This is a genomic window from Haloarcula taiwanensis (assembly GCA_002844335.1).
In the GTDB taxonomy this organism is placed as follows: domain Archaea; phylum Halobacteriota; class Halobacteria; order Halobacteriales; family Haloarculaceae; genus Haloarcula; species Haloarcula taiwanensis.
The window spans coordinates 971,812-992,489 of sequence record CP019154.1; the positions used below are offsets into that span (position 1 = coordinate 971,812).

21 protein-coding genes are annotated in these 20,678 nt (G+C 64.0%); 8 read left to right on the forward strand and 13 right to left on the reverse strand.

Features of this window, described 5'->3' with window-relative positions; translation table 11 throughout:
• Positions 1 to 13: 13 nt before the first annotated feature.
• A complete protein-coding gene (locus BVU17_05075) occupies positions 14 to 1,099 on the reverse strand; it encodes a serine protease (protein AUG46924.1) in 1,086 nt (361 codons plus the stop codon).
• Positions 1,100 to 1,245: 146 nt separating this feature from the next.
• Between BVU17_05075 and BVU17_05080 the strand changes: the two genes are divergently transcribed.
• The 3 genes from BVU17_05080 to BVU17_05090 all read left to right on the forward strand — a co-directional run bounded on the left by BVU17_05080 (position 1,246) and on the right by BVU17_05090 (position 4,814).
• Entirely contained in the window at positions 1,246 to 1,509 is a 264-nt protein-coding gene (locus BVU17_05080; GenBank protein ID AUG46925.1) for a hypothetical protein, read from the forward strand.
• 138 nt (positions 1,510 to 1,647) lie between these two features.
• On the forward strand, positions 1,648 to 4,020 hold the full coding sequence (locus tag BVU17_05085) for a cadmium-translocating P-type ATPase (protein AUG46926.1): 2,373 nt from the start codon (positions 1,648 to 1,650) through the stop codon (positions 4,018 to 4,020).
• Between the two features lie 74 nt (positions 4,021 to 4,094).
• Positions 4,095 to 4,814, forward strand: coding sequence for a metal-dependent hydrolase (locus BVU17_05090; GenBank protein AUG46927.1), 720 nt, complete (start codon positions 4,095 to 4,097; stop codon positions 4,812 to 4,814).
• On the opposite strand, the gene BVU17_05095 is transcribed toward BVU17_05090, so the two are convergent.
• Positions 4,811 to 6,163, reverse strand: a complete 1,353-nt coding sequence (locus tag BVU17_05095; GenBank protein AUG46928.1) for a signal transduction protein — start codon at positions 6,161 to 6,163, stop codon at positions 4,811 to 4,813. The two genes, BVU17_05090 and BVU17_05095, sit on opposite strands and share 4 nt — an antisense overlap.
• Positions 6,164 to 6,484: 321 nt before the next feature.
• Between BVU17_05095 and BVU17_05100 the strand changes: the two genes are divergently transcribed.
• Positions 6,485 to 6,727, forward strand: a complete 243-nt coding sequence (locus BVU17_05100) for a hypothetical protein (GenBank protein ID AUG46929.1) — start codon at positions 6,485 to 6,487, stop codon at positions 6,725 to 6,727.
• A gap of 69 nt (positions 6,728 to 6,796) precedes the next feature.
• Here BVU17_05100 and BVU17_05105 read toward each other — a convergent pair whose 3' ends face one another.
• Complete coding sequence (locus BVU17_05105; protein ID AUG46930.1) at positions 6,797 to 8,524, reverse strand: dihydroxy-acid dehydratase; 1,728 nt, start codon at positions 8,522 to 8,524, stop codon at positions 6,797 to 6,799.
• A gap of 120 nt (positions 8,525 to 8,644) precedes the next feature.
• On the opposite strand from BVU17_05105, the gene BVU17_05110 reads away from it, so the two are divergent.
• Both BVU17_05110 and BVU17_05115 read left to right on the forward strand, forming a co-directional pair.
• Positions 8,645 to 9,610 (forward strand): GHMP kinase, encoded by a 966-nt coding sequence (locus tag BVU17_05110; protein ID AUG46931.1) that lies wholly within the window; start codon positions 8,645 to 8,647, stop codon positions 9,608 to 9,610.
• A gap of 105 nt (positions 9,611 to 9,715) precedes the next feature.
• Complete coding sequence (locus BVU17_05115) at positions 9,716 to 10,819, forward strand: NADH:flavin oxidoreductase / NADH oxidase (protein AUG46932.1); 1,104 nt, start codon at positions 9,716 to 9,718, stop codon at positions 10,817 to 10,819.
• Positions 10,820 to 10,825: 6 nt separating this feature from the next.
• Here BVU17_05115 and BVU17_05120 read toward each other — a convergent pair whose 3' ends face one another.
• The 3 genes from BVU17_05120 to BVU17_05130 form a co-directional block, all read right to left on the reverse strand.
• Positions 10,826 to 11,827: a DUF368 domain-containing protein gene (locus BVU17_05120; protein AUG46933.1), complete on the reverse strand. Its 1,002-nt coding sequence runs from the start codon at positions 11,825 to 11,827 to the stop codon at positions 10,826 to 10,828.
• 104 nt (positions 11,828 to 11,931) lie between these two features.
• A complete protein-coding gene (locus BVU17_05125; GenBank protein AUG46934.1) occupies positions 11,932 to 12,183 on the reverse strand; it encodes a hypothetical protein in 252 nt (83 codons plus the stop codon).
• Positions 12,184 to 12,274: 91 nt separating this feature from the next.
• Entirely contained in the window at positions 12,275 to 13,642 is a 1,368-nt protein-coding gene (locus BVU17_05130; GenBank protein AUG46935.1) for a phosphoribosylamine--glycine ligase, read from the reverse strand.
• Between the two features lie 118 nt (positions 13,643 to 13,760).
• Here BVU17_05130 and BVU17_05135 point away from each other — a divergent pair, with 118 nt between their 5' ends.
• Positions 13,761 to 14,033: a hypothetical protein gene (locus BVU17_05135; GenBank protein ID AUG46936.1), complete on the forward strand. Its 273-nt coding sequence runs from the start codon at positions 13,761 to 13,763 to the stop codon at positions 14,031 to 14,033.
• 78 nt (positions 14,034 to 14,111) lie between these two features.
• Here BVU17_05135 and BVU17_05140 read toward each other — a convergent pair whose 3' ends face one another.
• On the reverse strand, positions 14,112 to 14,939 hold the full coding sequence (locus BVU17_05140; protein ID AUG46937.1) for a hypothetical protein: 828 nt from the start codon (positions 14,937 to 14,939) through the stop codon (positions 14,112 to 14,114).
• A 301-nt stretch (positions 14,940 to 15,240) separates the two neighbouring features.
• Between BVU17_05140 and BVU17_05145 the strand changes: the two genes are divergently transcribed.
• A complete protein-coding gene (locus BVU17_05145) occupies positions 15,241 to 16,014 on the forward strand; it encodes a transcriptional regulator (GenBank protein ID AUG48839.1) in 774 nt (257 codons plus the stop codon).
• On the opposite strand, the gene BVU17_05150 is transcribed toward BVU17_05145, so the two are convergent.
• The 6 genes from BVU17_05150 to BVU17_05175 form a co-directional block, all read right to left on the reverse strand.
• Positions 16,011 to 16,334, reverse strand: a complete 324-nt coding sequence (locus tag BVU17_05150) for a transcription factor S (GenBank protein AUG46938.1) — start codon at positions 16,332 to 16,334, stop codon at positions 16,011 to 16,013. The genes BVU17_05145 and BVU17_05150 overlap by 4 nt on opposite strands.
• Positions 16,335 to 16,366: 32 nt before the next feature.
• Positions 16,367 to 17,002: a hypothetical protein gene (locus BVU17_05155; protein AUG46939.1), complete on the reverse strand. Its 636-nt coding sequence runs from the start codon at positions 17,000 to 17,002 to the stop codon at positions 16,367 to 16,369.
• Positions 16,995 to 17,867: a hypothetical protein gene (locus tag BVU17_05160; protein AUG46940.1), complete on the reverse strand. Its 873-nt coding sequence runs from the start codon at positions 17,865 to 17,867 to the stop codon at positions 16,995 to 16,997. The genes BVU17_05155 and BVU17_05160 overlap by 8 nt, the downstream gene beginning before the upstream one ends.
• A 133-nt stretch (positions 17,868 to 18,000) precedes the next feature.
• A complete protein-coding gene (locus BVU17_05165; protein AUG46941.1) occupies positions 18,001 to 18,837 on the reverse strand; it encodes an HTR-like protein in 837 nt (278 codons plus the stop codon).
• Between the two features lie 80 nt (positions 18,838 to 18,917).
• A complete protein-coding gene (locus BVU17_05170; GenBank protein AUG46942.1) occupies positions 18,918 to 19,799 on the reverse strand; it encodes a carotene biosynthesis protein in 882 nt (293 codons plus the stop codon).
• Positions 19,792 to 20,676, reverse strand: coding sequence for a lycopene elongase (locus BVU17_05175; protein ID AUG46943.1), 885 nt, complete (start codon positions 20,674 to 20,676; stop codon positions 19,792 to 19,794). Before BVU17_05175 ends, BVU17_05170 begins: the two co-directional genes overlap by 8 nt.
• Between the last annotated feature and the right edge of the window lie 2 nt (positions 20,677 to 20,678).

Consider the following 20,678-nt stretch of genomic DNA (forward strand, 5'->3'; position numbering starts at 1 on the left):
CCGCTGAACCGGCCTACGGCTCTGGTCTGGTTCCGAGCGTGAGTGCGACTGTCTCCTGTGCCCCGTCGCGCTCGACCAGAACGTCGACCGTCTCGCCGGGACTGGTCTCCAGTGCGAGGAAGCTTCCGAGCGCCTGTCGCGTCGGCGTCGGGGTGTCGCCCATCTGCCTGACCACGTCACCGCCAGTGGGAATCGCCGCCCCCGAAATCATCGTCTCCCCGTCACTTCCCTGCAGAACGCCCGCCGCCGGGCCGCCCTCAAGGATGCTGTCGATGTACACGCCAGAGGCCGGGTCTAGGTCGTTTGCCTCGGCGAGTCGGGGCGACACGCCCCGGAGGCCAACACCCATATACGAGTGATCGTAGTCGCCGGTCTGGATGAGCGACGGCACGACACGCTGAGTCAGCGGGGCCGAGATGGCGAATGCGACGTTGTCGCCGCCGCCCGAATTGATGACGCCGAGTACGTCGCCGTCTAGCGTGACCAATGGTCCGCCGCTGTTGCCTGGGTTGACGGGGGCGTCGGTCTGGACCGCGTCTGCGATGGAGAAGTTGTTCGCGCTCTGGAGCGTGCGGTCGACGCCGCTGACGATACCCGCAGACACTGACCCGGACAGCCCGAACGGGTTCCCGATAGCGACGACTTCGGTCCCGACGGTGGGTTCAGTCTCGGCAAACGAGAGCGGTGTCACGTCCGGCGTCGCACCGACACGGAGGACCGCAAGGTCGCTGTACACGTCCGCACCGACCACGGAGGCGGAGCGCCAGCCGGTGTCTGCGAAGCGGACGTAGTATTCGTCTCCGCCCGCGACGACGTGTTCGTTCGTGACGATATGCTCATCGTCGATGAGGAACCCGCTCCCCTGCCCACCACGGGCGTCTTCGGCGTACACCCTGATTGAGACGACGGCATCGGCTACCGCCCGGTACACGTCGGTGTAGACACTGTCTGACTGTGCGAGTGCGTCGGCCGACCCTGACTGATCCCCGGTGTCACCGCCAGAGGTGCTGTCTGTCCCGGGACTCTGACAGCCAGCCGTGGCCGCGACAGCTGTCCCGAGGGCTCCCAGCATCGCCCGGCGAGTGAGAGACTGTTTCATACTGGAGCGTGGGTCTGGGCTGCGAAAAAGGCACGGTCAGGGCAATTTATCGTGGCCAGGTTGCTTGATTGCTGTTGACTGGGGCTTTCAGTTCGACCCGGAGAGCGGGCACAAACTACAATCGTCCCGATAGCATACGGGGGCGCATGGCAGAGGATTCATCGGGAACGAACACGCCGACACCGGGGTTCCTGTTGCCCGGACTGCGATGCGGTGTCGAGATGGCACTTGTCGGGACAATCGTGTTGCTCATCGGCCTCCCGACTGAGGAACCGATACGGCTTGGAATCGTCTTCCTGTCGGCGCTACTGGCGATGACTGTCGTACTGTTCTGGGCCGTCGGTCGACACATGCGGCGCTGGATCCGGTACGCACAGGGGAAACCGACGCGGACGACACCGTTCGAGTGAGTGACGGCTGGCAATGCCAGCTACACGGTCGATACTGGCTGGGTTAATAATAAGCCCGCACTTATTTATTAACTAATCCCAGTTTGTGGGCCATATTTAGCAGCTGGATTAATAAGACCGGGTAGCCTAGCACCGGTAATGACGGAGTCCGACAGCTGTTCGGATGGTGGTGCGTGTGTCGGCGCGGGTGACGACGGCCCTCCGACAGTGACAGACGGAGAACGGACGCCGCAGGTCGCACAGCTGTCCGTCCCGGAGATGGACTGTGCCTCCTGTGCCGGGAAGGTCGAGAATGCGCTCGGGGCGGTCGACGGTATCAGAGCCGTCGAGACGCGCCCGACCACAGGAACGGCCGTCGTCACGTACGACCGGACGGCAGTGACAGAGCGGGACCTCGTGACGGCCATCGAGAGCGCCGGCTACGAGGTCACGGAGACGGCTGGGGAAGACGAGACGGCGACGGGAGGGCCCGACGAGAGTGAGTCGCCCTGGACCAGCCCGCGGGCGCTGAAAACCTGGGTCAGCGGCGTGTTCGTCGCCTTCGGCCTCCTCTTCGAGTTCCTGCTTCGCGGCGCGAACGCGCAGGTCGGGGCCGTGCTTGGGTTGCCGCTGCACGTCGCCGATATCCTTTTTATCGTCGCCGTGGCGACCGGCGGCCAGGAAATCTTGCGTGGCGGCTACTACTCCCTGAAAAACCGGAATCTGGACATCGACCTGCTGATGTCCATCGCCATTCTGGGCGCGCTTACTGCCAGCTTGGCTTTCGGCGAGGCGCTGTACTTTGAAGCCGCGACGCTCGCGTTCCTGTTCAGCGTCGCGGAACTGCTGGAACGCTACTCAATGGACCGCGCGCGGAACTCGCTGGAAGAACTGATGGACCTCTCGCCCGACGAGGCGACAGTTCTGCAGGACGGCGAGGAGACGACAGTCCCCGTCGACGAGGTACAGGTCGGCGATGTCGTCGTCATCAGGCCCGGCGAAAAGATTCCGATGGACGGCGAGGTCGTCGATGGGACCAGCGCAGTCAATCAGGCTCCGATCACCGGCGAGAGCGTCCCGGTCGACAAGACCGACGGTGACGAGGTGTACGCCGGGACCATCAACGAGGAGGGGTATCTGGAAGTGCAGGTCACAGCGGCGGCCAGCGACAACACCCTCTCGCGCATCGTCAAGATGGTCGAGGACGCCCAGTCGAACAAGACCGAGCGCGAGCAGTTCGTCGAGCGCTTCTCGGCGTACTACACGCCGGTCGTCGTCGCCTTCGCCGTCCTCGTGACGCTGGCGTCCCCTACCGTATTCGGCGTAGCGTGGTCGACCGCCGTCGTGCACGGGCTGACGCTGCTGGTGCTGGCCTGTCCCTGCGCGTTCGTCATCTCGACGCCTGTCTCAGTCGTCTCCGGCATCACCAGCGCCGCGAAGAACGGCGTTCTCATCAAGGGCGGGAACCACCTCGAAGCGATGGGCGCGGTCGACGTGGTCGCCTTCGACAAGACCGGCACGCTGACGAAAGGCGAACTGACCGTCACCGACGTGATTCCGCTGAACGGGAACACCGAGGACGAGGTCCTTCGGTGTGCCCGTGGGCTCGAACAGCGGAGCGAACACCCCATTGGCGAGGCCATCGTCGCAGAGGCGGGAACGACCGGCGTCGAGAGCGCCGACGTCGATGACTTCGAGAGCATCACTGGGAAAGGCGTCCGTGCAGACCTCGACGGGACGCCCCACTACGCCGGGAAACCGGGCCTGTTCGAGGAGCTCGGCTTCGACCTCTCGCATGTCCACGCGACCACCGATGGCGGTGTTGTCACCAAAACGACCCAGCAGCTCTGTGAGCGCAACAACTGTCTGGACTTGCTGGAAGATGCCGTGCCTGAACTTCAGGCCGAAGGAAAGACGGTCGTCATCGTCGGGACAGAAGACGAGATCGAGGGTATCATCGCCGTCGCCGACGAGGTGCGCCCGGAGGCAAGAGCCGCCATCGCCCGGCTCCGTGACCTCGGCGTCGAGCGGACGGTGATGCTCACCGGCGACAACGAGCGAACGGCGGGGGCTATCGCACGGGAAGTCGGCGTCGACGAATACCAGGCCGAACTCTTGCCTGACGAGAAAGTCGCCGCTATCGAGGACCTCGTCGAGGAGCACGACGGCGTGGCGATGGTCGGCGACGGCATCAACGACGCGCCGGCGCTGGCGAGCGCGACTGTGGGAGTCGCCATGGGAGCAGCCGGCACGGACACGGCGCTTGAAACGGCTGATATCGCCCTCATGAGCGACGACCTCTCGAAACTCCCGTACCTGTACGAACTGGCGAACGACGCCAACGGCGTCATCCGGCAGAACATCTGGGCCAGCCTGGCGGTCAAAGCTGGCCTCGCCGTCGCTGTTCCGTTCGGTCTCGTTCCCATCTGGGCGGCCGTGCTCGCGGGCGACGCCGGGATGACGACGGCCGTGACCGGGAACGCGATGCGGCTCTCACGGGTCCGGCCGGAAAGCGGTGTCGACGAGCCGTAAGTTCGTTCGGCTCTGCCGTTTGGCGCCCACTCACTGTAATATTAAGTAGACGCCGCGAGTAGCGTGCATCCGGTATGGAACTCACATGGTACGGCCATTCGACGTGGCACGTGACAGTCGACGACACCGAGTTGCTCATCGATCCGTTCTTCGATAACCCCAAGACGGATACGGACCCCGAGGAACTGGACCCCGATTACGTGCTGTTGACCCACGGCCACGCGGACCACATTGGCGACGTGGACCGCTACGAGGGCAGTGGGCTCGTGGCGACGCCGGAAGTCGTCGAGTACTGCGAGGACAACTTCGGCGACTTCGACGCCGTCGGCGGCATGGGGATGAACCTCGGCGGCACCGTCGAAATCGGCGACGCCTTCGTCACGATGCACCGGGCCGACCACACCAACGGGATGGACACCAGCTACGGCACCAGCGGCGGGATGCCCGGCGGGTTCATCATCTCCGATACGAAGCCGACGCAGGTCAGCGACGCGGAGTCGACGACGTTCTACCACGCCGGCGACACCGGCCTCATGACGGAGATGCGCGACGTCATCGGGCCGTTCCTCGAACCCGACGCCGCGGCGGTCCCGGTCGGAGACCACTTCACGATGGGACCCATGCAGGCCGCCGTCGCCGTCGACTGGCTCGACGTCGACCACGCGTTCCCGATGCACTACGACACGTTCCCGCCCATCGAAATCGACACGCAGGACTTCGTCAACGAGGTGGCGGGCACCGGCAGCGACGCCGAGGTCCACGTCCTCGACGGCGACGAGACTTTCGAACTCTAGTCCGGTCGTTCCACGTCGGTCACGGTGAACCGCGCGCCGCCCGCCTCGCTGTCATCGACGGACAGCGACCAGCCGTGTTCTTTTGCGATCCGGTTGGCGATGTAGAGTCCGAACCCACTGTTTTGCTTCTCTGATGCGTATCCCGCCTCGAACACCCGCTCCGGCGGCGAGACGTCGACGCCGGGCCCATCGTCCGCGACGAAGAACCCCGAAGACGTGGCACCGACCCGAATCGCCACGTCCGGCCCGCCGTGTTCGACGGCGTTCGAGAGCAGGATTTCGAGAAACAGGCGCATTGATTCCGGGTCCGCCAACAGCCGCCTGTCTGATGTTACTTCGAGCGACGCGGCTTCGAGCGACAGCGAACTCCATACGTCCCAGGCGACCGTCGAGAGCCACTGTTGCTCGGGTTCGAACTCCGGCGAGTCGCTCGACGCCAGCGAGACGACTTTATCGACGATACTGGAGAGTCGGTCGATGGACTCCTCCACAGCGCCAATGTGCTCGTCGTCGGCCTCAATCTGCGAGAGGTGGCCGGTCGACACCTGGAGTTCGTTTCGGAGTTCGTGTGCGGCCAGCAGTGCCACCTTCCGGAGACGTTCGTTCTGCTGTCTGAGAAGACGTTCGCGTTCCTTCTGGTCGGTGATGTCCTGTGTGATCCCAATAAGGCCGGCCAGCTCGTCAGTTTCGTCGTACCATGGGACCTTCGATGTCCGGAGGTGCTTTCCCATCGACGGCGAGAACTCGTGGATGTCGAGGATGTCGGTCTCGTCGTTGATGACCTGTAAGTCGTCACCGCGCGCCGCATCCAGATACGTCGCCCCCGCGGGGAGCCCATCTTCGTCCCGCCGGCCGAGCAGTTCCGGGGGCGCGTACGAGGAATCGTTGAGCAGCAAATACTGCCTGTCAGTGTCTTTTACGTACAGGTGTTCGGAGTTCCGTTCGAACATCGTGGCGAGAATCGTCTCCGGCCGGGAAGCCGGCCGTGCGGCCATTGTCTCACTGTTTTCGAGCGCCTCACCGACTGCGGCTGCCAGTTCCGGCGACCCAAGGTCGTCGTCGGCGACCGCCTGAATGTGCTCTCCACGGTCTGCCTCAGAGCCGTACATGATTACTGGGAGGGTCGGGTAGAGACCGGTAGCCGCCTCCGCCAGATGTCCGCCGGCCATACCCTCACACGTCACCGGAACGACGAGGCAGTCAACCGCAGTACGTAGCAGTGTCGTATCGACGCATTCGGGCTCGGTCGTCTCAACCGTGGCGTCGATTGCTGCCTGTTCAAGTGCCGCCTGTAACCGCTTCCCGGCAGCAGTCTCGGCGGTGATGAGGAGGACGGTCGGCGGGGACATCAACACGCCCACGGTTTGTACTGGGATTGTAAATAGGTTTAGTAGTCATGATGAAAATAAAATATGACGTAGTAGCGGGATGCGCTCCCACGACTTATATCGGACACTGCCGTCCGCAGCGACCGGCCGCCGTCTGAATCGTCCCGGCAACTGCGCTCAGTGGCCGCTATACGGCAATAACACATCACGGGGGCTATTTCCCGCCCAGAGAACTGTACGGTAGTCGACGAGTGCCGTCGATAGAAACAGTCCATAGCCAGTCATGACGCCCAGATGAAATGTTTCACAACACCCGAGTATCCGGACGGCGTATAGTCAGGTGTGTCCGAAACGTACGTGTGTGCCCGATGCCAGGCCGGCGTCGAGCGGGACTTCGAGGTTCGGTCGATAATCAAGACCTGCGATGACTGTGGCGAGAACGGACGGTTCCTCCACAGGTCGCTGGTCGAGTCGCTCGCTGAGATTGCCGCGGAGAATCGGCCAGACGGCTGGGAGCAGATGACGCTTGACGAGCGGTTCGAAGCGGCACTGAAAGAAGGGCTTATCACGGTCACGCGGACGTGAATCTTCGGGGCGGGTCCAGCGGGGCCGTCGCGGGCGGTTCGTTCCGCGCGCCGAAGCTGTGATCCGGTCTCAGTCCCACTTCGCGCCGGGGTTTGTCACCGCACCGTTGGCGGCGGAGCCGAAATCGCTGTGGTACTTCGCCAGCACGCCGCTGTCGTACGTCGGCTCGGGGTCGTAGTCTTCGAGGCGCTGTTGCATCTCCTCGTCAGTGAGATCGACCGACAGTTCGTGGTTGTCGATGTCGATAGTGACGGTGTCGCCGTCCTCTAGGGCGGCGATTGGGCCGCCGACGAACGCTTCGGGCGCGACGTGGCCGATGGAGAAGCCGCGGGTCGCGCCGGAGAAGCGGCCGTCGGTAAACAGCGCCACGTCCTCGGCGTGGCCTTGCCCGGCGACGGCCGAGGTGACGCCGAGCATCTCGCGCATGCCGGGCCCGCCTTGGGGACCCTCGTTGCGGATGCAGATGACGTCGCCCGACTCGACGTGCCCCTCTTGCACGTACTCCATGGCTCCTTCTTCCTGCTCGAAGACGCGGACCGGCCCCTCGTGGTGGAGGTGGTCCTCGCCGGTGATTTTGATGACTGCGCCGTCGGGCGCGAGGTTGCCCGAGAGGATGCGGATAGCCCCGCGCTCGTGGATCGGGTCTTCGACCGGGTACAGGTAATCTGCGTCGAGGTCCTCGATGGCCGGCGGGTCGATGCGGTCGAGTTCCTCTGCGATGGTGTTGCCAGTGACAGTGAGTTCGTCGCCGTGGAGCAGGCCGGCGTCGTTCAGCGCTTTCAGGACGACCGGGACGCCGCCGACCTCGTGGAGGTCGTTCATGACCTTCTCGCCGCCGGGCTGGAGGTCGGCAATCTTGGGCGTCCGGGCGCTGATGTCGTTGAACGTCTCGATGTCGAGGTCGATGCCGGCCTCCGCCGCGAGCGCGAGCAGGTGGAGGACGGCGTTGGTCGAGCCCCCGACCGCGACCTGCAGGGCGATGGCGTTCTCGAAGGACTCGCGGGTGAGGAAATCCGAGGGGCGGCGCCGTTCTTGGACCACCTCAACGGCGAGTTCGCCGGCCCGGCGGGCCTCCTCGTAACGGGACTCGTGTTCGGCCGGCGGGGAGGCCGACCCAAGCGGCGCGAAGCCGAGCGCCTCGGAGATGGAGGCCATCGTGTTGGCGGTGAACATCCCGCCACAGGAGCCCGCGCCGGGGCAGGCGTGGCGTTCCATCTCGTCGAGTTCGCCCTCGGTCATCTCGCCGTCGGCGACCGCGCCGACGCCCTCGAAGACGTTCTGGATGGTGACCTCGCGGCCGTCGTGCTCGCCGGGCATGATGGAGCCGCCGTACAGGAAGACGCTCGGCAGGTCCGTTCGGATAGCGGCCATCATCATGCCGGGCATGTTCTTGTCGCAGCCGCCGATGGTGACGATGCCGTCCATCCGCTCGCCGAAGGTGACGAGTTCGACCGAGTCGGCGATGATTTCGCGGGAGATGAGCGACGCCTTCATTCCCTCGGTCCCCATCGAGATAGCGTCGGAGATGGTGATGGTCCCGAACTCGATTGGCATCCCTTCGGTATCGTCGATACCGTCGTAGGCAGCATCGGCCACGTCGTCCAGATGGACGTTACACGGGGTGATGTCGGCGGCCGGGTTCGCGATGCCGATCATCGGCGAGGAGAGGTCCTCGTCGTCGTAGCCCATCGCGCGGAACATCGCGCGGTGGGGGGCTTTCTCGTATCCCTCCGTCACCTCGGTACTCCGCAGGTCCGGGTCTTTTTCCGGACGTTCTTGCCGCTCCTGATTGCTCATATTTCACCGAGGCCATGGGCAACCTTAAATAACTTGTACTCGCGGTACCGTCTCACACGGAGCACGGCGAAACCGACCGGTGACAGTACCTTCTTTTCCGTCGGGGACTTCCGCCGCCGTATGCCGACGGTCACGACCGCCGCGCGACTCCACTTCGGCTTTCAGAACCTCTCGCTCGCCCACGAGCGCCTCTACGGCGGCGTCGGGCTCGCGCTCGACAAGCCGCGGCTGACCGTCGAGGCGTCCCGGGCCGAGACGGTCCGGTGTGACGACGCGGCGACTGAGCCGTACGTTCGGCGCGTCGTCGACGCGCTCGACGTACCCGGCGCGTCCGTCTCCGTCGACGAGCGGTTCCCGCGACACGTCGGCCTCGGGAGCGGCACCCAGCTCTCGCTGGCGACGCTCATCGCCGTCGTCCGGGCGTACGACCGGACTGCCGACGCACGGACCTACGCGCCGCAACTGGGCCGGGGCGGCCGGAGCGGCGTCGGCGTGGCCGCGTTCGAGTCGGGCGGGTTCGTCGTCGACGGCGGCCACCCGACGGAGCGGTTCACTGCCGAACCGCCAGCCGAAGGTGACTGGGACGTGCCGCCGGTGCTGGCCCGTCATGACGTCCCCGCACACTGGCGGTTTGTCATCGTCGTCCCGGACACCGACCCCGGACAGAGCGGGAGCGCAGAAGACCAGAGCATGCGGCAAGCCGTCGAGCGCGCCGACCCCGGTATCGCTGACGAGATCTCGACGTTACTGACCCGCCGGGTCCTCCCCGCGATTGCGACCAGAGACCACAGCGACTTCGGGCAGGCCGCGGCGCGGCTGGGCCGGCTCAACGGCGCGTGGTACGCCGACGAGCAGGGTGGCGTCTACCGCCCACCCGCTGGCGAACTCGTCGACTCGCTGTCGAGCGCCCCGGTAATTTCGGGGGCCGGCCAGAGCTCGTGGGGGCCGACCGTCTGGGGGCTGACGACGGCGGCCCACCAGTCCGAGGCCAGGGAGGCTGGCGTCCTAGCTCTCGACGAGGCCGGCGTCGAGGGCACAGTCACCGTCGTCGCTCCCCGGAACACCGGTGCCTCGCTGACCGAGTAGGGCGCTGGCGGCGAGACGCCCAGGTGACGACGGAAACCGCCGGAACTAACCACGACTCTTGCAGCCGCCAGTGCGGTTATCCGTCTCGACGGCAAACTCCCGTCGATGACTGCACTGTTCTCACCGCTGGAACTCCGTGAGACGACAGTCCCGAATCGCGTCATGGTGTCTCCGATGTGCCAGTACTCCTGCGAGGCTCGTGACGGCCTCGCCACCGACTGGCACCGCACGCACCTCGGTTCGCGTGCCGTTGGCCGCGCAGGCCTGGTCATGACCGAGGCGACTGCTGTCGAAGCCCGTGGCCGTATCTCTCCGGAGGATCTGGGTATCTGGAGCGACGAGCACGCGGCAGCGCTGGAACCGATTACGGAGTTCATCACCGAACAGGGAAGCGTGCCGGGCATCCAGTTAGCCCATGCTGGGCGGAAAGCCTCCATCGAACGACCGTGGGATGGCCACGACCCGCTCCAGCCCGACGACGGCGGCTGGGAAGTCGTCGGCCCGAGTGACGACCCCTGGCCATACGAAGGCGGCGAGGCACCGCCGACAACGGCGCTCGATCAGGGCGGCATCGAGGCTGTCATCGGCTCGTTCCGCACCGCCGCTGAGCGCGCGCTCGACGCCGGATTCGAAGTCGCAGAGGTCCACGCCGCCCACGGCTACCTCTTGCATCAGTTCCTTTCACCGGTGACGAACCACCGCGAAGACGACTACGGCGGCGACTTCGAGGGCCGCACGCGGCTGGTCCGCGAAATCACGACCGCCGTCCGCGAGGTCTGGCCCGACGACAAGCCGGTGTTCGTCCGTATCTCTGCGACGGACTGGTTCCCCGACCGCAATTCCTGGACCGTCGAGGATTCCGTGCGACTGTCGGACCGGCTCGCCGACATCGGCGTGGACCTCATCGACGTAAGCGGCGGCGGCATCCACCCCGAGTCCCGCCCCGACTACGCCGGGCCGAACTACCAGCTCCGGTACGCCGAGCGGATCCGAGAGGAAACGGAGTCGGACATCGCCGTCGGCGCTGTCGGCGGCATCACGACGCCCGAACAGGCCGAAGCCGTCGTCGCCAACGACCGGGCAGACATGGCCATCGTCGGCCGCGAACACCTCCGGGACCCGTACTTCACGATGAATGCCGCGAAGGAACTCGACGCGACCGACGAGATAGAGGGACCGCCGCAGTACCGCCGTGCCTGGGGCTTCTGAACCTGTTTAGATCTTATCCAGGTCGAGGTCGACGGCGTACCAGTCGAGCGCGAGCAGGAAGGCCGCGCCGATAGCGGCGGCAGCGACGAACGCGATGAGAACGTCCGTCGAGAAGCCGACTTCACTCCGGACCTTCACGACCGGAGCGCGGAGTGCGCCGACGACGAGCGCGACGAGGAAGGCCAGCGTTGCCCGACGGTTGTACTCCAGTGCCCGACGGACGACGCGTGCGATGGTGAACAGGCCGACCAGCCCGCCGACGATGAACGTCACGACCGGCACGGCGGTCGTTGTCACGTCTTCGGCTGGCCCGCCGGTGACGAGCGCAATGAGCGCGTCTACGAAGTCGGCGAGCGCCATTGACATCCTGTCGTACTGCCCGAGGATGACGAGCAACAGCGATCCCGAGATGCCGGGCAGAATCATCGCGCTGACGCCGATCATGCCGGCGATGAAGACGAGTGCGAGACTGCCGCCGTCGGCGGCGGTGTTCGAGACGCCGGACACGTAGAACGCAAGCAGAAACCCGAGGACGCCGGCCCCTATCTGGAACGGCGACTCGACCGTGAGACTGCGCAGCAACACCACCGCGGAGGCGGCGATGAGGCCGAAGAAGAAGCCGAAAAGCAACGCCGGCGTCTCCTGGCTGGCGACGGTGACGATGTGTGTTACGATGACGACGGCGGTACCGACGCCGGCGACCAGCGCGAGGAGGAACCAGATGTCGAGTTCGAGGAGTTCGGCAAACGCACCGCGCAAATCAACACCGCCGTCTAGCGGCGTGAGAGCGCGAACGAACCGTATTACGCGGCCCGGCGTAACGGCGGTAATCGCGGCGATGAGTCGCTCGTAGACCCCGGCGATGAGCGCGATTGTGCCCCCGGAAACACCGGGGACCCCGTCCGCGCTGCCCATACAGAGGCCGATGAGAAACGTTCGAATCCACGCACGAAGCGGTGGCACCGAGCCCAGAACCGTCGGCGGGTCCTGGTCGGGAGGGGTGGTCATCACTGAACGCTTCCAGCATCACGCTCAAATCCCTTGTGGAGTCGTATCGTGTTGCTGGACTGTCACAAAGGCAGGGTATGGCTAAAAAGTAGCCCGCGACAGCGCTAACTTCGCTGCGAGAGCGTGAGCACGCCGTTTCTGAGTGTCTGGACTGCCCCGGCAGCCGGTAGATCGATGTCGAACTCCGTCTGGAGGTGCGGGGCGTCGACGGCAACGATGGCTTCTGTTCCAATGACGTCGACTGTGACGTGGTCGTCGCTAACCTGAAGCGAGTCGAGGTCGACGGCGACCGTCCAGCCGTCGTCGTGGTCGGTGTGCGAGACGTGTAGCGGCGACCGCTCAGTTTGTGCGTCCATTCGTCAATCATGGGTACGTGTTACACACATAAAGGTCCGCGTTCGGCGCGTGCCAAAGCTCGGTCACACGGGAACGCTATCCTGCACGTCGCTAGACGGCAGGGCCGAGATAGCCCCACGCCTGCAGGCGGTCCCCGTCGCCGTCGATCCAGCGCTCGCCGATGTCGTCGCGGTAGTAACAGTTCGGGATGAGGATATCGTCGATTCGCTCGTAGGCCTGCTCCCGTGCCGCCTGCATCGTTTCGCCTTTCCCCGTGACGACTAGCGGCATCCCGCTTTCACCAGCCACACGCCACTGCCCGTCAACAGCCGCTTCCGGCTCGCTTCTCTCGCCAGCCGAGCGTTCCGCACCCTCAACGGGTACACGCTTCGCGTCCTCGATGTGGATGCCATCGCGGCTGTCGGATTCGAAGACGACTGCGGCGTTGCGGGAGTTCTCGTCGTACGTCTCTTGGTCGTCGAACGGGAACGGCGGGAGGACGACTCGAACCGCGATCTGATACCCCCGGTGGACCTCCAGCCCGGGGTCGCGCCCGTTCGCCAGATCGAGGAAGAACTGCCCTGTCCCCGACTCAAACGACTCCTCCTGCAGCGTGACTGTGGGGTACCCGAACCGCGGTGTAAATTCCAGCGGATAGATACCGTCCTCGTTGACGATGCAGTTGATGTCGATGCTGCCGACGTACTCCTCGCCGGCGAGCCAGCCCTCCAGTTTGCCGAGCGTCTCGGTGAACAGTTCGTTGCGCCCCGCCCAGAACATCGAGGTCCCCATCTCGCCGGTCGAAGGACCGATGTTGCCCGGGAACAGTTTCTTGTGCTCGAAGTTGAAGTTGATCGGTTCGACGAACGACTCGCCGTTGAAGAAGCCACAGACGGCGACTTCGACGCCCTCGACCTTCCGCTGGAGCTGGAAGCCTTTCATCCGGTGCCCCCACGCTTTTTTGTAGGCACGAAGGACGTCAACGACGTCGCTGCCGTCGTCCTCATTTCCGACGTAGAGGAGTCGCTTGACGTTCTGGACCTCGCCCAGCGGCTTGATTACATAGGGTGCGGAGTCCTTCTGGACGTGCCGGATGCCGGCGTCGAAGTCCTCGAAGACGTGATGTTCGATAGTGTTGACACCGTGTTCTTCGAGGATCGCCATCGCGTAGCCGCGGTCCTCTTCGAGCCGGTCCGTGTTCGGAGTGCCTCCGACGACGGCGTGGCCCTCGGCCCGGAGTTCCCGCGCGAGTTCGCCGGTGCCGACATCGCTGCCGACCCAGATGTCGTCGAATATAATGACGTCGGCCCACTCGACTTCGGTGCGCCAGTCGTCGGTCTTCGGCACGAACCCGTCGGCGATTTCCCTGTCGCTGTCGGCCTCGATGTAGTACTTCACGTCGTGGCCCTCTCGAGCGACCTGCCAGGCGATGTCGCCGACGAGTGCCGCATCTAGCGAACAGAAGAGGAAGGTTGCCATGCCCGGTCTGGGAGCGGGGACTGGGTAAGCGTTGCGCGGCCTCCGGCCGCTGTTTATTTATAACAATCCTGCTCGCGTAAGCCGAACCGTTTTAGTCCCCATCTGTAAACTTCCACGTATGACACGCGACGAACTCGCATCCGCAAGCGAACTGCTCGAATCGGCGTCCGAAGACACTAGCAGCGACGAAGCGAGCGAGCGCCTCGCCGAACTCGCCGACCAGCTCGACACCCTCGCGACCGCCGAACGCGGCCCGGACCACGGTCGGCTCGCCCGCATCCAGTCGGCGCTCAACGACCTGAGTAGCGGTGACGCGGGAGACGTAGCCGGTGTCATCGAAGACGCCGACGACGCGATCAACGAGTACCGGTCCGACCTGGAAGGGGTCTGAGGCGGCGCTCCTGTGCCAGCGTCTGACTGTTTGCTGTCGTCTCGATGCGCACAGGCGGCTCTCGAATGCGATGGATTTCTATGATTCGGTCGTAGCTTCCTCATCGACCGGTTTGATTCGGTGTGTCGCGTCGTTGTGGTCTTCCGAGGCTCGCAGGTGATACGTGACTTCGCGCGGTTCCGTCTCGTCGACGTAGGGACTCTTGCCATCGCGTGTAATGCTCTCTGTTTCACCCGGCGCCAGCTCACCGTCAAACCGTCCGACGGGCGTGTAAGCGACGCGTGGACCGGTTCGGTTGAGTGCGAGGACGTACCGACCTGCGGTGTCGCCCGTGTTCGTGACTGTTATCTCAAGCGTCGGCACGGCTGGCTCAGTGACGCGCCCCGGTCCGTCGAGAGTGACATCGAATGACGGCAGCGGCGCTTTGAGCCTGTTCTGGACAGTCTCTGGCGGTGTCCACTCCCCGCCGGGCCAGGAGAGTCGGGCGTCGCTGGCTGTGCCGGTTTCAGGGAGATCAAAGACCAGTGGTCCACCGGCCTCGGTGAACTGTTGGCCCCACTCACCGTCGCGATACAGCCCGTTCCTGAAGGTCTGTGGGCTGTACGTCGACCCGTTGAATCTGAGCGAGAACGCGGCGCGGTCTACTCCGGAGCCTTCGACAGTCACTGTGAGCACGAGGTACTGCCCATCGGCTGACTGGACATTGATAGAGTCAGTTCCCGGGACCACGACGCCGGGCATCACTACTGAGTCCGTAATCGTCACCGCGGGCAGCGGCCCGGTGTCAGTTTCGCTGATGGCCGGCGACGGGACCGGCGTCACTGTTTCGGTGTCAGCAGTCTCACCCTGACATCCTGCACCGGTGAGAGCCAGTCCACAGAGTGCCAGAACACGACGACGGTACATGGCTTTGCGTTGCCCTGCCCTGAATAAATGCCTTCAGAAGGCTCAGGTTCTGTTTTGACCAACGGTGCCCTGTCCGGCCCATAGATCGGTCCCCCCGCTCTGCATAGTTTGTATCATTAGCATTCAGGCGCTGGCTGCGTAAATAACATATTAATTAATGTTTGTGTCTAACCAAAAGCTTTTGACAATTCCATTGGTTTCAGTCAAACGTATATCAGGTCGGGGGATTGGGTGGCGGTACCATCCCTATGTGGTGATATCAATGAGCAAATCAACGAACGGCCGAACGGCCCCCAAATCGATGCGTCACAAACAAATACTCGACGTAGCGGCCGAGAACCCTGAGGCGTCCATCGCAGAGCTTGCGTCCGAAGTGCCGAGCGCGACAGCGGAACTGGTCGAGCGGGTCCTCGAAGAACACGGCGACCCAGCCGAGGCCGACGAGACCGACGAGTCTCCGAGTGAATCGTCCGCGGAGACGCAGTCGCATCCGGCCCCGGAGGACCTCTCCTCGACAGAACGAGAGACGCTCCGGGCGATTCGGCAACACCCCACCGCGTCCCAGCGAGACCTCGCAGAGAAGCTCGATGTGACTGCCTCGACTGTGAGCAATCGTGTCAACGGTATCGACGGGTTCGACTGGGCGAACCGCGAAACGTTCGCAAACGCTGTGTTTAGCGACGAACAGACCGATTCAATGTCCTCTGACGAGACTGAAACACTGGCATCCGAGAGCGAACCCCCGGAGTCACCGGACGCCCCCGACACCGGGGACGAACAAGTGTCAGAGACCGATACCGAGCCCGACGACGGCGACCGCTCGGCAGCGGTGGTCGAGACAGCGGCCGGCGAGGTGAATACCACGCTGACTACGTTCCAGTCGACTGTCGAGGACCTCTCCGCACAGCTGGCCGAGCTTGAAGGGCAGGTCGAAACCATCGCGGACGGTGGCGGCTCGCTGCAATCCAATCCGTTTCAGGATCCCGAGCTCGTCCATAAAGTCGTCCACGCGTGTATGAACTCCGAGCAGATATCCGAGGAGGAAGAGCTCCAGATTCTGGAGTCGCTGCTCTAGTTGTACTCACGCCACCGGTGGCCACACTCCTGGCACTTGAAAAACCGCGTCGGCGGTTCGTCGGCTGACCCGGTCTGTTTGATCGTGTACCACGCTTTTCCGTGCCCGCATTCTTCACAGGTCACGTCGTCGGCCGTCGGCTTGCCCTCGAAGTTCGAGCCCTCTTCGGTCTCTATCAGTTCGTCGCCGCTCTGTTCGTCCGTGGTGACGAACTCAGCCGCCCGGTCCTCGTCTTTCGCGACCCGCGCGCCACAGGACTGACAGACCATCTCGTCACCGTCGGCGTGCATCATCGAACCACAGTCGTCGCAGAACTGCATACACGCCCGTCCGACACCGAGGCAAAAAGCCGTTACTGCTCGTCCTCGATTTCGTGTTGCTCGGCGACGACCGGACAGTTCAGGAGCCGGACCGTCTCCATGTCGAGGAACTCCACGATTTCAGTCCCCTCGTTCGTGCAGTGTGCGTTCGGCGGTTCGGAGAAGTGTTCACACTGCTCGCAGTAGCGATGTTTCGACACCTCCGCGTAACGGCTCTCTGGCGCGGTCTCGCTATCGTCGTCGTCAGCGATTTCTGCCCACACCTTGTCGGCGTCGATGTGGTCGACATCGACCCGCTCGAATGCGCTGTCACCGCTGCCGAAGGGGTCTTCGCCGCGGTCGTCCATCCCCGAGAACGGGTCGTTCGGGCTAGGTGCCGACTCTGAAACAGGGCTGTCCGATTCAGCCGCCGAATCCGAACGGAACTCCGCCGTGTCGACAGCCGAGAGCAGGTCGTCAGCATCGGTTGCAGCGGGTTCACCGTTGGACCCGCTGTCGGCCGGTACGTCGCTCGATTCGCTGCCCGGCCAACCGTCGTCGGACGGCTGGCGTGTGTCTGTCGAGGTGTCCGCGTCGTCAGGTCCCGACCCGAGTCGCTCGAACGGGTCGCCCTCGCGGTCGTCACCGGAGTCGAGCGCTTCGAAGGGGTCTGGCTCGTCGTCACTCATTGTTCTCGCCCGGTTCAAGCTGTGCTGCGGCCACCAGCCGCGCCTTCGAGCGGATGATACCGCCCTCAGGCCGCACGTCCGACACCGTCGTGTTGCAGTGCGGACACTGGGGTTCGGTCAGGAGCCCGATCTCGACCTGCTCGTCACAGTTCGAACACCGTGCCGCTGAGATGTTCTCCTGTGCCGCGGCGCGTTTCAGGCGGTCGACCGCTTTTTGATTCTGGTCCCGGCCACCCTGGTCGTCGCGAAGGTCGCTGACGACCCAGGCGACGCGGGTGAGCTTGTCTTCGACATCATCGAGACGGTCGTCGATGTCGGCGATGCGCTCGTCCTGCGTTTCGAGCGAGTCAGTCACGTCACTTCGAAGCGCGGCGAGTTCCGTCTCTATCTGTTCAATCTCCTGTGTGAGTGCATCGATGCGGTCGAACTCCTCGTGGCTGTGGTCGGCAGGCGCTTTGGCGTCGGCCTCCCGTTTGACCTGTACGACGCGCTCGCGGACGTCTTCGATCTTCGTCTGGAAGTCTGCTTCCAGCGCCTCGAACCGATCAGCAAGCTGGCGTTCTACCGTGTCGACGATGTCCGGGACACGAGCGTTGACGGCGCTCTCGGTCGCCGCTTCGACTGAGCCGTTCAGCTTCTCGTCCACGGTCGCGGCGACGACGGCATCCAGTTCGTCCGACGACGGCTGGATGTGATCGCCCATCTCGCTGTCCGAATCGACCGTCGTCATGTATGCGGCCAGCAGTTGCTCCATGACGGCATCGCGAGACACGTCGAGTGTCTCGGCCTGCTCAGTCAGCCACTCGTCTAGATCTGCAGATAGCTCGACGTACACTCCCCCGTCATCAGTCGACTCGGAGGACATTACGACACCCTTGACGAACAAGACTGATAAGGGTTTACCGCCGATTTCAGATACCGAGAGTTGAAGCGATTCCGAAGCGCCGTTCTCGTTGTTCCCTGCCGACAGCTACTGCCGGCTGTCCCGCCGACTATCGCTATCGAATCTTGCGGACGTCGCTGATATCGAAGCCGGCATCGCCCAGTTCCGTCTCGAACTGAACGATGTCCTCGTCCTCGATCTGTGAGAGGACGCCACGGAACTGTTGAACGACGAGGGTTCGAGCCCGGGTGGAGCCGCCGGACTCCCACGCGAACTCCATCGTTCCGTGGGATGCGTCGACGAGTTGCCCGTATCGAACCGCCGACAGCGTCTCGGGATTGATGTGCAAGAGGAGCAGACAGCGCCACTGATGGGCCGCCTTCTGGAGCCCCTGGACGAGCGAGCTGATGTCCGCCCAGTCGATCTCCTCACCCATGGCGCTGACGAGGTCCGAAAGCGAGTCGATGATGACGAGGTTGTTCGCCGCCACCTCGTTCAGAACCATCCCGAGTGTGCCGAGCAGGTCCTCTCGCTCGTGGCGCGCCCGGAGGTCGGTAATCGACGCGGTTTCGTCTGCGTACCAGTCCCGAGGGACGGGGCTGATATGGAAATACCGCTCCGAGAGGTCGTGGAACTCGACCGCTTTGCTCCCTTTTTCGACTACGTTGTCGTCCATCGCCAGCCGCATCTCGCTGACCAGCTGTGTCTCGCTTGCGGTAAAGGAGATGTAATGGACTTCCTCCGGCGCGACGGCGTCGGTCGAGCGGTCGCCGTAGTAGAGGTCATGTAGCTCCCCGTCGACCTGCTCGAGCCCGTTGATGAGCGCGCTCGTGTGCATGAACTCCCGGGAGCCAGCACCGGCCTCGCCGGAGAGCAAGACGACGCTCCCGGCGGGTGCCCCACCGTTGATGATGGAGTCGAGCTGGCGGATTCCGAACGGGATTCGCTCCATACGTCCTCCTACCTACGCGGTCGCTTAAACGCTTGGCTGTCGCAGCGTCGTCGGCAGCGCGGCAGCGAGCCTGCAGACCGTCACCGCCAGACGGCACGGCCGACCCGAGTCTCCGAGAGGTCGAAGTCAAAGCGGTCCGTCCAGAGAAGGCCCGCTCCCAGCAGCGCGGCGATACCGACCGGCACCCAGTTCGCGTAAAAGAGGTTGATACCGCCCCACAGCAGGACAAAGCTCACCAGGTCATCGAGCATGAACGGACACGCTTCGAGCCGCTGTCGGAGCCCCGCACGGTCGAACCCGAGGTCGAACAGCAGGACGGCAACCGAGCCCGACAGGAGCCAGCCAGCGTAGTTCTGCCACGGAACGCCGTAGAACTGGGGCACCTCGTAGGTCCAGAACCCGATGGCCACGGCACCCGGATCAAGTACGAGATCGATAAGCATGACCGTCGAAAGCGTCGCCAGCAGCCGAACCGCGGTTGACGCCGCTCTGTTGCCGAGCAACAGCAAGACGAGCAGGTAAGCGTTCAGGACCAGCGGGAAGAAGAAGACCGGGAGGCCGAACGGTACCTCACCGAGCAACATTGGACCGAGGTCGACACCGTAGGTAAATTCGCCGTAGGGCCACCCGGTCCTGACACCGACAAGCTCGATGCCGTAGGAATACAGCGTCAGCGCGACCAGCGCCAGCCCGGCCCGGCGGTCCACGAGCGGGAAGACGCCGGCCACGAGGGGTAATCGCATCACGAACGTGCCAAAGAGGACGAAGTAGGGATTGAACGCGAGCGGATCGGGCAGGACTCCCTCAGCGCTGGCAAGCAGGGTGACCGCGCCGACGAGCGGAAAGACGACGGCGATGGTAAACCGGTTCTCGGTGACGAACTGGTCGAACTGCGCGGTCGCGTCGGTCTTTGTCTCCGGGAGCGTCCAGCCCGGTCGCGTCCGGTCTTTGCCGCTACCCATACAGCATCACCCACAGCGCGATGAGCGTGAACACCATGCCGACGATGGTGTTGATCGCGGGGTACCACCAGTAGGCCTCGTCGATGTCGACGCCGACGCCGAGAATCCCGAAGACGAGGCCGGGGTAGACGAGCAGTAGCAGGCCGAAGACCCAGTGCGTGAAGTTGAACGCGAACGACGCCATGAGCCAGCACATCACGCAGTAGTAGTAGGTGTTTGACTCGCCTAGGAACGTCGCCGTCGTCTGAATACCGGCCTCGCGGTCGGGTTCGATATCGGGAATCGCCGAGAAGGTGTGCATCCCCATCGCCCAGAGCCACGCGCCAACCACCGCCGTCGCCGGTGGGGCGACGCCTTCGATAGCGGTGTAGCCGATGACGCCGGGCAGGATGTACAGGCCGTTCGAGATGGAGTCGAGGAAGGGCGTCGTTTTGAACCGCAGTGGCGGGGCCGAGTACTCGACAGAGAGCGCAATCCAAGCGAGCAGGGCTACGACCCCGAGCGTCGGCAGCCCGAGCATAAACAGCAACGCGAGCGCGCCGCTGACAACGACGATGGCCGTGACAGCGCTGTCCCCGCGGTAGCTGACCTCGCGGCCCTCGTCTTTCTTGGGATTGTGTTCGTCGATGTCGGCGTCGAAGATGTCGTTGACGCCGTACAGGAACACGTTCCCGGGGATGGTGAAGTACAGAAACAGCGCGATAGCCAGCGGCGAGAACAGTTCGCCCGGGCCGTCGGCCGCATAACTGACGCCGACGATGACCGGGCCACCGAGGTACAGCCAGAACCGCGGCCGGGAGAGGCGCAACAGGTAGCCCACGAGCGTCTCTTCCGGCGGGATAACGGCGGTAATGCGGTCGGTCGGAAGTTCGGGCATTA